The 6265-nt window shown below is 58.2% G+C and carries 4 protein-coding genes and 2 pseudogenes; 4 read left to right on the forward strand and 2 right to left on the reverse strand.

The features are described from left to right. Window positions 1–865: 865 nt before the first annotated feature. The 3 genes from JWR14_RS32210 to JWR14_RS32220 all read left to right on the forward strand — a co-directional run bounded on the left by JWR14_RS32210 (window position 866) and on the right by JWR14_RS32220 (window position 2669). Window positions 866–1390, forward strand: a complete 525-nt coding sequence (locus tag JWR14_RS32210) for a response regulator (RefSeq protein WP_299717541.1) — start codon at window positions 866–868, stop codon at window positions 1388–1390. Continuing rightward, the gene (locus tag JWR14_RS32215) at window positions 1383–1661 is read left to right on the forward strand and encodes a hypothetical protein (RefSeq protein ID WP_299717543.1); all 279 of its coding nucleotides are present in this window, start codon (window positions 1383–1385) and stop codon (window positions 1659–1661) included. Before JWR14_RS32210 ends, JWR14_RS32215 begins: the two co-directional genes overlap by 8 nt. Before the next feature lie 255 nt (window positions 1662–1916). Beyond that, complete coding sequence (locus tag JWR14_RS32220; protein ID WP_299717545.1) at window positions 1917–2669, forward strand: SDR family NAD(P)-dependent oxidoreductase; 753 nt, start codon at window positions 1917–1919, stop codon at window positions 2667–2669. 224 nt (window positions 2670–2893) lie between these two features. Here the strand turns inward: JWR14_RS32220 and JWR14_RS32225 are convergent, their stop codons facing one another. Further along, window positions 2894–3949: an alpha/beta hydrolase gene (locus tag JWR14_RS32225; protein ID WP_299717547.1), complete on the reverse strand. Its 1056-nt coding sequence runs from the start codon at window positions 3947–3949 to the stop codon at window positions 2894–2896. A 1006-nt stretch (window positions 3950–4955) separates the two neighbouring features. On the opposite strand from JWR14_RS32225, the pseudogene JWR14_RS32230 reads away from it, so the two are divergent. Beyond that, a pseudogene (locus JWR14_RS32230) lies at window positions 4956–5081 on the forward strand (IS6 family transposase); the annotation flags it as partial. Window positions 5082–5319: 238 nt separating this feature from the next. Here the strand turns inward: JWR14_RS32230 and JWR14_RS32235 are convergent. Next, window positions 5320–6033, reverse strand: a pseudogene (locus tag JWR14_RS32235) (IS6 family transposase). Between the last annotated feature and the right edge of the window lie 232 nt (window positions 6034–6265).

A 6265-nucleotide genomic window follows, 5' to 3' on the forward strand; every position in this document is an offset into this window, starting at 1 on the left:
CGAGGTCGTCGTTGCACGGCTGCCGGACGGGCGTCTGCAGGCGTCGGCGAATCCAGAGCACATCAGGCTGTTCCGCCAGCCGGAAGCGGCGTCGGGCAACAAGAGTTTCGCCTGAGCGATAGGGCGCCCGCAGAGTATCCGACATCGGAGTCCGCTCCCTATTTGGTTCTAATGCAGTAAGGCGGTCCGCTATGATGTGCGGAGCGACATGAGCGGCTGAAAGATTGATTCAAGGCAGGTATCGCATCTCATATTTGGTACGCAGGGGCGTTAGCAGCGGGGCGCACATCCGTATCGTGAAACAAGGAGCTTCGGCTCGACCAAATAAGCCTGCTCCAAAGCTGACACGATGAGGGTCGCCAGCCTTCTTGTCACGACATTGGCCAGTGTGTCGAATGGGCTCGTTGCTTCCCAGCGGGCACGTTTTCAACCCAGAGCACTACTTCTCGGATGGGGTCCTGTCGCGATATGGCCACGTTGATGAGTCGACCCGAAATGACAAGGACTGCTCACATAACCATCGAATAAAACTGCTCGGCGGCGGACGAATGGGTTCCAGCAATCACAGAGCCCCATGAAAGGCGTGGCAGTCCGTCTCGGGTGGTGAGCGGTTTCAAATGTCGTCCGGATTGGAAAATAGCAGCCGTTAGAGATCCTGTTTTTTCCACGCGAAATGCGTGCGTTGACATCGAGCAAGCCGTATGCCTCATTGGTCATGCGGCCAAGGCACATCCTCTGAGCACAACGCCGCGCCGAAGCTAGGGGGGTATTACCGTTAAAAGCTGACACTCGACCTTGCTCATCCTACAAACAAAAATTCGTCAGGCATTCCCGGTGCTCGGTGATTCCCTAAAGAGGAGGGTTAATGGGAAACGATGATGGAAACTTGCGTGCGGCCGTCTGGACGTCGCGCAGAGTGACGCGCGGGGCTTCCAAAATACGGGTGTTGGTCGTCGACGACAATGTCTCCGCCGCAAAGGCGCTGGCGACATATCTCTCGCTCGAGGGGATGGAGTGCGAGGCGGTGTTTGGCGGACATGCCGCTGTGTCCCTCGCCACTGAGTTCAAGCCACACGTGATCATCATGGACATATCGATGCCGGACTGCAATGGCTACCAAGCGGCGCTGGCCTTAAGAGGTGACGCGTACGAAAAGAGGTCGCCATCGTTGCGTTCACTGCTTTGGACGAAGCCGAACTACGCCAATACGTTGTCGACCACGAGTTCGACGCTTATTACCAAAAGGGACAGGCACCGGCCCGGCGCGTGCACGAGCTCTTGCCGCTCGCCCGTTAAAAACACCTCAACACCATGGACATTCTCGACTCGCTTCGGCAGGCGCCAGTGCCGAGCTATATCGCCTCTATCTTGCTATCGGGAAAATGCTTGATGACCCCCGACGTATTCTCGAAATACGTCAACGCCTGCATCTGGGGATGGCCGTCAACTACATCGGCGACAACCCGTTTGGGCCGCCGGTGAAAGGCATCATAGTTGAACTCCGGCAGACACAGGCAGTGGTACAAGACGGCGCAACTCGACGCCGTTGGGGCGTGCTCTATGCGGCGATCATCCCAGAAAACGTCGACTGGTCAGTCTCACGTCGAATCGACACCGCCGCCGAGAACGCAGCGCGAAGAGTTCTTCGTTGTGACCGTTGAAGCTTACCGAACGGCTGGCTTGCCGCACCGACTTCGGCGAACCTCACTCTTGGGGAAGCTGTCGGCGCCAACGCACAGCGCGGGATAGGCGCCACGAACATCGATCGTCAATGCTCCAGAGATCGGCGAGGGGCTGATGAGGCCGACAATATTGCGGCTGTGCCGACGTCCACTTGCCGGAAGGCGAAGCGCGCCGACGGAATCTAACAATTCCGGCCATACTGACGGTCACGTCACTCGCCTGGAGGCAAATTCATGGGGTTCGATTTCAACGGTAAACGCGTGGTCATCGCGGGAGGCTCGCGCGGCATCGGCCGCAGCATCGCGCTCGGGTTCGCGCAGGCGGGCGCCGCGGTGTCTGTGTGTGCACGCGATTTGGAAGGATTGAAAGCGGTCGAGGCCGAGCTGGCGGTTTATGGCCATCCGGTCCATACCGCACCTTGCGATCTCGCTGACGGCGAGGCGATCAGCGCTTACATTGCGGCCGCCGGCGAGACGCTTGGCGGCATCGATATTTTGATTAACAACGCGTCCGGATTCGGAGGCGGGGATACCGAAGCCGGCTGGGAGGCCGGTATTCAAGTCGACCTGATGGCAACGGTACGCGCGGGTCACGCCGCATTGCCGTTCCTGCGGCAGTCGGCCAACGCCGCCATCGTCAATGTGACGTCCATCTCAGCGCTGCGTCCGTCGTCACGCACCCAGTCTTACGCGGCGATCAAAGCCGCGGTCATGCACTACACGGCGTCCAATGCGCTGACACTCGCACCGGATCGAATCCGTGTCAACTCGGTCGCACCCGGCTCGATCGAATTTCCCGGTGGATCGTGGGAACGGCGCAAACGTTCCGATCCCAAGCTGTATGAGCGAATACTGCGTTCGGTTCCATTTGGCCGGCTCGGGACGCCCGGGGAGGTCGCCAGCGCGGTGTTGTTCCTCGCTAGCTCGCACGCAGACTGGATCACCGGCCAGACCCTGGTGGTCGATGGCGGGCAGGTATTGACGTAGGCGAAATAAGCATTCCTCTCCGTTTCGTCCCGACTCTTCCTAATTTTGTTACTGCTTCAGTCCGGGAATATTTCCTGGATGGAAGGACGCGCCGAATCTGACGTGGGAGATTGGACCAAGAATGAAGCTGTCCTGCGACGCCATGAGACCGATCCCGGGAAATCCTAAGGGGGTCGGTTTCGCAATCCTTCGCGAGGAGCAAAAGCACTCCTCTCGAATGGGTATCAATGGCCGAGGTGCTTGTCGAAGAATTGAGTGATTTCTGCGAATGCCGCTTTGTCCTCGGGCACACGATCATCCATCTGGTACTGAGCGTGCGACATTCCGTCGAAAACTTCGAGTTGTGCATCGACGCCGGACTGCTGAAGCTTCTGGTGCACACGGACCGTGTTGCTGAGCAGCAAGTCACGTGTTCCCGTGGTCAGGATCGCCGGCGGAAAGCCATGCATGTCTCCGTAGACGGGTGAGAGCAGCGGGTCCTTCAGATCATGACCGTGCGCGTAGACAACTGCCGCGGCATGGCAGAATCCATTGGGCGACACCAGGACGTTGTCCACCTTTTCATTCGTAGAGAACGAGTCGCCAGTCTTTGTCAGGTCCGACATCGGCGTACCGGGCGCGATCGCACCCGGCATTTTCAGCCCTTCCCGCTTCGCACGCAGCATCAGCTCGAGCACGAGTGCGCCGCCGGCCGAAGTCCCGAAAACGCCCACATTCTTCGGGTCGTTCGTCTGGAGCACCGACTTATACACAGTCTCGACGTCCTCAAGCGCCGCGGGGAAATAAGCCTCGGGCGGCATCCGGTAGTCGACCGAAATGACCTTGTAGTGTCCAAGGCCCGCCATGATGATGGCCTCGCCCGTACCCGACTCGCCAGGGTACAGCTCGTAGCAGCCGCCATGGATATGAATCAGCACCTTGTCGCGATGTTCGGGCGGAATATGGTTGGGCGTCACGATGTGCACCCTCACGCCGTTGATCGTCGATGCCTGCACCGTAACGTCCAGACGCTCGCGCATGGCCGGGAGCGTTTGCATGACCTTTGCGGCCTGTGCGTCGGCAGCTGTTCTCCATTGCTCGCCCGTCGTCCACAAGATATTCCAGGCGGGGTTGAGTGGCGCCGCGATGAGCTTTTGCAATTGGGGGCTGACTTCCGTCGGCACCGGAATGTTCTTCGCGGGCACTTGGCGAGGCGCAAGCGGGCCGTCGTCGGCAAGCACCGCGCCGGAAACTGAGGCGAAGGCGGCGCATGCGAGGAGGAGGAATTTAGTGAGCTTCATCGTAGAACTGTCTCCGGTTCTGGCTTAAACGCAATAGACCTTGCGGCTGGCTTCCGGCGTGACGTCGCCGTGCTTGCCCAATGCGATCATGCCGTGTTTAACGGCTAACAGCTAAAACAACCCTCGGCTCAGCGTCTTGGCGGCAGGATCTCGTCCGGCGCAAATCGGCCAACTCCGGACCTTCACCGTTGGCAGTTCAGCGCTTGCTTTTTAGCAAGAGCGGTCGCACGGCTTGCCGAGGCTACCGTTCCACACTCAGAATTGCTCGCCCGCAATTCATAGAGCCGCCAAGCTAACATCCTCGCTAGCTAACTACTTGCGTTTCCCACGACACGCGACCGTCCGGAAAGTCCGAACAGTGAACATTCGGCAGCATCGGCTTGCTGCAGAGGGTCAGCTACGGTCGGTCGCGACAGGCATAGAGCGGGGCATTGGCGCCGCTATCGCGAATCGCTCGCAACCGGCGCCGGCCCGAGCTAACCGTCAAACTCATTCATCCGACGCTCAAGCTCGGCAATATCCTTCGAAGTGACGAGGTATTCCTCACGACGGGTCCGGTCGATATCGTCCAGCCATCGGTTAAGGCGCTCCAGGAGAGGCAAAAGCATACGTACACCCGATTCGGTTGAAGGCTACGAATTTGAGGTTTCGCCAGTTAGCGGAAAAGCTTTACCTTCGTGCATGCAGAAGCTCTTCTGGCGCTGCACGCTATTCCCGAATGGTAGATAGCAATCCGACGGCGTTCCCTTGAGCTCAGTATGTGATGCGGGCGACTCTCATTCAAGCGAGCGGATGCATCGAAGCCTGCCAAACGTACAGCGTTTCATGCCAACCCGAGTGACCGGTCTCTTTTGTTTCGTGAGTGTCGCGCGGACTGGTAGAACCGGGGAGGTCTTGCCTGGCCTTCAATAAGTTGAAGTTCCCAGTCATCATCCGGTCTACGGGTTCTGTTGCAGCAAGGCAGTCCGCTATCATGTGCGGAACGACATGAACGACTGAAAGCTCGATGAAGACGTTGAATCCGGCGGTGGCCCGAGTGCTCAAACGCCTGCATTATCCGCTCGACGTGATCCTGACTTGCGTGCGCTGGTACGTGGCCTATCCACTGAGCCTGCGGCACTTCGAAGAAATGACGCTTCGTCGCACCATGTGTTGACGGCCTGTCCGGCGGTGCGCAAGCTTGCGCTGCAAGGACGCTGGTGAGGCCTAAGGTCCCTGGGGCTGACCAAGGCGAGGCCGGGCCGCAAGATGCGCGAGTACACGCGTATATAGAACAGGGCCGTGTGCAACCCCAGGTCCCGTGATTCGATAGCGGGGTTGTGTCGCGATAAGGTCGTCAAGGCGAAAAATTCTTCTATGCTAAGGATTCCTTACGTCATCAGCGAATAGAACTGAGCGACAGCTGTTCGCGTGACACCGTCGTCCGCCATCTGTCCTTTCCTGATCATGTGCATTGTCTCAATACCTGAGAGGATAATGCGGGCACACCGGACTTGAAGCCCATCATGGGCCTGGTTCGGCGTTTGATTGCCCGGTAATCCTGCTCGACGATGTTATTCAGGTACTTGACCTGTCGGACCCTGATGGCCGTTTCCCGCTCAGCGTTGATGGCCCTGAAAAGCGGCGAGATTGGCACCGCTTTTATCCATGGTCACGGTCTCAGGCGCGCCGTTGCGATCGATGGCCTTTTCAAAGTAGCAGCGCGCAGCAGCCTCGTCGCGATGCGCCCGCAACAGGAAATCGACCGTATTACCGGCCCTATCCACTGCACGATACAAGTACTTCCACTGGCCACGCACCTTGACGTAAGTTTCATCCATCCTCCAGCTCTTACCCACCGGACGTTTGTGCTTGCGAAAGGCTTTCTCAAACAACGGTACGAGCTTGATGACCCACCGATGCACGCTCGAATGGTCAACCTCAAAGCCGCGCTCAGACATCATCTCTTCGAGATTGCGAAGGCTTAGCGAGTAGGCCACGTACCACCGCACACACAGCAGGATCACATCCAGCGGATAGTGCAATCGCTTCAGAACTTTCGCGATCCCTGCCGGTAATATCTTGCGCGGCGTCTTGCCCGTCATAGTCATCGTGCTCGTCTCAATTCCGGTGGACGAATTTTACATGATCGCCTTAGCGCGACAGAGCCCGAGGGAGCGCACTGCCTGGCACAAGTCAGAGTTGCTGTTCTCTCCGAAGAATTCTCGGTTAAGAAAATTGTCGTGTTGACCAAGACTTCTGCAACTGAAAACTCGCCGAGTGCGCAGCGGAACTGCGTGAATTGACCTCCCACGGTTTGGTTCACTCTTGTCAACG

Origin of the sequence: Caballeronia sp., from assembly GCF_028292365.1 — a bacterium.
Taxonomy (GTDB): Bacteria; Pseudomonadota; Gammaproteobacteria; order Burkholderiales; family Burkholderiaceae; genus Caballeronia.